The following is a 3,940-nucleotide window of genomic DNA, read 5'->3' on the forward strand; positions in this document are numbered from 1 at the left end:
GCCCCGGGACGGAGGGGGCAGCTGAGGTGCCGTTGACCCCCTCAGTCGGCTTCGCCGACAGCTCCCCCTGAGGTGGAGCCATTAGACGGCTCTAATTCCTCCACCTCTTTGGGGGAGGTGGCCCGGGGCAGCGCCCCGGGACGGAGGGGGACAACTGAGGTGTCGTTGACTCCCTCACCGAGCTTGGCCCGGAGCGCCCTACCGGCCGGTGAAGTCGGCGGGACGCTTTTCGAGGAAGGAGACCATGCCCTCGCGGAAGTCGCGGGTGCGGATCAGCTGCAGGAACTGCAGGTAGACGTGGTGCACGTGGTCATTGAAGGTCTCGTTCAGGCCCATGCGCATCAGGCGCTTGGCCGACTGGACAGCCAGGGGCGCGTTGCCGGCGATCTCCAGGGCCATGGCCCGGGCGGCGGTGTAGATCTCCTCGTCCGGGACCACGGCGTTGGTCAGGCCCAGCTCGAGGGACTCCTCGGCCGAGAGGGTTCTGCCGGTGAAGATCAGTTCGGCGGCGCGGGCCCAGCCCAACAGGCGCGGCAGGATCCAGGTTCCACCGGACTCCGGGACAATGCCCCGCCTCACGAAGGCCGCGGCCATCTTGGCGCTACGAGCCATGATGCGGATGTCGCAGCCCATGGCGGTGTCCATGCCGTAGCCGGCCGCGGAGCCGTTCAGGGCGCAGATGGTCGGCTTGTCCATGGCGAACAGCACTGTGGGCGGGGTGTTCCGCAGGTCGAGATTGACCGAGACGTTCTGGCTGGAGGGGTCCGAGCCTATGCCCGTCCCGGTGGTGGCACCGACCAGGTCGAGCCCGGCACAGAAGGCCTTACCGGTCCCGGTCAGCACGACCACCCGGACCTCGGGGTCCTCATTGGCCTGGACCAGCAGGGCGGTCAGCTGGTGGAGCATGGGCCCCGAAATGGTGTTCAGCCGCTCGGGCCGGTTCAGGGTGAGGGTCGCAATGCCCTCGGAGACCTCGTAGAGGACCTCGTCGGTCCGGTCCTGGGTGTCGCTCATCGGTTTCCTCCGTCGTCTTGTTATCTGTCACCTAAGGGCGCCGGCAGGGCGCGGGCAACCGCCTCAGCGGCGCCCTACCGAAACGTAGCTGGGCTGGTCGATGGCGATCTGGTCCTCGATCCCGGCCTTGAGGGCGGCGAGCAGCCCCGGGGTGGCCACATCCATCTCGCCCCGGCGCAGGCGTTCGCAAAGCTCGGCATTCAGGGCCCCAAGGTCCGCCTCCAACCCCAGGAGGGCGGACAGGCGCGACCTGGCGGCGACCTCGGCGGCGGGGCCCTGGCTCAGCTCGCGCTTCACGGCGTTGAGAGCGTTGACCGCCACCCGGGACAGGAAGGCGTCCCGGGGATTGAGCTGGGGGCGGATCGACTCCACCCAGCCTGCCACCGCCTCGATGAGTTCGTCCGCCCGGGGATGCTCGATCACAGGCCCGCCTCCAGAAGGTTCACAAGGTCGATCTCGGTCTCGGAGACCCGACGTCCGATCATCGGTCGCTCCACCGAGTTGGTCGCGCCCGTCGCATAGCTGGAATACATCATCAGGCACATGATCCCCCACTTGAGGGAGCCCAGGGCCTGCCAGAAGAGGACCCGGGACAGGGGGATTTCCGCACCCCCCGCCTCCATGTAGCCCTCCAACAGGTCCTCGTAATCCCCGAACCCGCCCACCGGCCGGTCGGCCCGGCCGAAACGCCAGGAGTTGACGCATAGCCAGCCCAGGTCCTCGGCGGGGTCGCCCACGTGGGCGAGTTCCCAGTCGAGGACCGCAACCACCCCCCGATCGGGATCGAACATCAGGTTCCCGTTCCGGAAGTCTCCGTGCAGCACGACATTCGGCATGGGCGGGGGCAGGTTCCGCCGCAGGTGCTGCAGGGCCAGTTCCAGGATCGGCCGCTCGGCACCGGAGGTCCGGTAGATGGCCTCATAGCGGTCCAGCTCGCCCTGGGCGTCGGCGGTCGTCAGATTTGCTGCGCCGGTAGGAACGGTGTGGATCCGGGCGAGGATCTGGCCGCACTGGCGGGCCAGGTGCGGCCGCACGACGTCGAATCGCGGATCAGAGACGATCTTGCGCCCGAGGGTCTCACCCGCAACGAAGCCGGTAATGTGTCCCTCGCCCAGTCCATCCTCCGGCATGCACAGGCGCACCAGGGGGGCGACCGGGGCGCCGGCATGCCCTGCGGCCTCGATGAGCGCCGCCTCCGCAGCCATGGACGCCGACCGGGAGGTCTCCGGGTCCAACGGTACCGCCCTTCGGCGAAGGATCAGCGGACGCGGCTCACCTGCGCCCAACAGGTTGAAGGCCCAGGTCTCCATGCTGGCCCCGCCGGTCAGGCGTTGGGCCTTCTCGACGCCGGTTCCACCGAGTTTCGGCGCCAGGGCGGCGAGGGCTGCGGGAATATCGACTTCCATGACGTAGGGGCGCCTCGGGAGAGTTGGGGGCTTGACGATCTGCCCGTCGGAGGATGGGCTTGTAAATCGTCAACATCAATGGACGCGGCGCAAGACCGGCTGACCGAAGGGAAACGTCATGGACTTCAATCTGCCCCCCGAACTCGTTGCTTACCTTGGGGAACTCGACGAGTTCATCGAGCACAAGATCAAACCGCTCGAGCGCAAGGACGACAATATCCGGTTCTTTGACCACCGCCGGGAGTGGGCCCGGACCGACTGGGACCAGGGCGGCCTGCCCCGCCATGAGTGGGAGGATCTTCTGGGACAGGCCCGGAAGCTGGCCGACGAGGCCGGGCACCTGCGCTTCGCCTGGCCCACGGAGATGGGTGGCAAGGGTGGCACGAACCTGGCCATGGCCGTGATCCGCGAGCACCTGGCCGCCAAGGGCCTGGGCCTGCACAACGACCTCCAGAACGAGCACTCGATCGTCGGGAACAACCCCTTCATCCTGATGTTCAAGGAGTTCGCCACCAACGCCCAGTACGAGACCTACGCCGACCTTCTCCTGAAGGGGAAGATGCGCACCACCTTCGGCCTGACCGAGCCCCTGCACGGCTCGGACGCCACCCACATGGAGACCCGCGGCGTCCCCCACGAAAAGGATGGCAAGCCCGGCTGGCTGATCAATGGCGAGAAGATGTGGTCCACCGGCATGCATGTGGCCACCCACTGCATGGTCTTCGCCCGCACCAGTGGCAATGACGGCGACGCCACCGGCATCACCTGCTTCATCGTGCCGGCCGATAACCCAGGGGTGAAGGTCGAGGAGTACCTCTGGACCTTCAACATGCCCACCGACCACCCCCGGGTCAGCTTCACCGACGTCTGGATCCCGGAGGACAGCTACTGGGGCGTGATCGATCGCGGCCTGGGCCTGGGGCAGAGCTTCGTGCACCAGAACCGGATCCGCCAGGCGGCTTCGTCCCTCGGCGCGGCGGTCTACTGCATCGAGGAGAGCGTCAAATACGCCCTGATGCGCAGGCCCTTCGGCAAGCCCCTGTCGGACAACCAGGCCATCCAGTGGCCCCTGGTCGAGCTGGCCACCCAGGCGGAAATGCTGCGCCTCCTGATCCGCAAGACCGCCTGGCAGATGGACCAGATGGAGCACAAGGCCGTCGAGCGCGAGCTCTCGGACAAGGTCTCCATGTGCAACTACTGGGGCAACCGCCTGGTCTGCGAGGCCGCCGACCGGGCCATGCAGGTGCATGGCGGGATCGGCTATTCGCGGCACAAGCCCTTCGAGCACATCTACCGGCACCACCGCCGCTACCGGATCACCGAGGGCTCGGAGGAGATCCAGATGCGCAAGGTGGCAGCCTTCCTGTTCGGCTACATGGGCCCGCGCCGGAAGGAGTTCGCCAACCTGACCTGGGACGATGTCGACTACCGCAACCAGAAGTAGGCCGGGCGCAAGGGCATGAGGGGGAATGCGGCGAGACCGTAGACCCCCTCCGTCGCGCTGCGCGCGCCACCTCCCC

Annotated in this window: 4 protein-coding genes; 1 reads left to right on the forward strand and 3 read right to left on the reverse strand. The window is 67.4% G+C overall.

Annotation, left to right across the window (positions count from 1 at the left end):
• Window positions 1–198 precede the first annotated feature (198 nt).
• The 3 genes from WCJ52_RS12010 to WCJ52_RS12020 all read right to left on the reverse strand — a co-directional run bounded on the left by WCJ52_RS12010 (window position 199) and on the right by WCJ52_RS12020 (window position 2,420).
• Complete coding sequence (locus WCJ52_RS12010) at window positions 199–1,014, reverse strand: enoyl-CoA hydratase-related protein (RefSeq protein WP_336903544.1); 816 nt, start codon at window positions 1,012–1,014, stop codon at window positions 199–201.
• Between the two features lie 63 nt (window positions 1,015–1,077).
• Window positions 1,078–1,437 (reverse strand): DUF6285 domain-containing protein, encoded by a 360-nt coding sequence (locus tag WCJ52_RS12015; protein ID WP_336903545.1) that lies wholly within the window; start codon window positions 1,435–1,437, stop codon window positions 1,078–1,080.
• Window positions 1,434–2,420, reverse strand: coding sequence for a phosphotransferase family protein (locus WCJ52_RS12020; protein ID WP_336903546.1), 987 nt, complete (start codon window positions 2,418–2,420; stop codon window positions 1,434–1,436). The genes WCJ52_RS12015 and WCJ52_RS12020 overlap by 4 nt, the downstream gene beginning before the upstream one ends.
• A 118-nt stretch (window positions 2,421–2,538) precedes the next feature.
• On the opposite strand from WCJ52_RS12020, the gene WCJ52_RS12025 reads away from it, so the two are divergent.
• Complete coding sequence (locus WCJ52_RS12025; protein ID WP_336903547.1) at window positions 2,539–3,864, forward strand: acyl-CoA dehydrogenase family protein; 1,326 nt, start codon at window positions 2,539–2,541, stop codon at window positions 3,862–3,864.
• Window positions 3,865–3,940 lie beyond the last annotated feature (76 nt).

Origin of the sequence: Phenylobacterium sp. (assembly GCF_037138395.1) — a bacterium.
Classification (GTDB): domain Bacteria; phylum Pseudomonadota; class Alphaproteobacteria; order Caulobacterales; family Caulobacteraceae; genus Phenylobacterium.

Bases quoted from the DNA above. Each gene is read 5' to 3' on its own strand.
- WCJ52_RS12020 (WP_336903546.1), bottom strand. From the start codon at position 2,420: ATGGAAGTCGATATTCCCGCAGCCCTCGCCGCCCTGGCGCCGAAACTC.
- WCJ52_RS12010 (WP_336903544.1), bottom strand. From the start codon at position 1,014: ATGAGCGACACCCAGGACCGGACCGACGAGGTCCTCTACGAGGTCTCC.
- WCJ52_RS12025 (WP_336903547.1), top strand. From the start codon at position 2,539: ATGGACTTCAATCTGCCCCCCGAACTCGTTGCTTACCTTGGGGAACTC.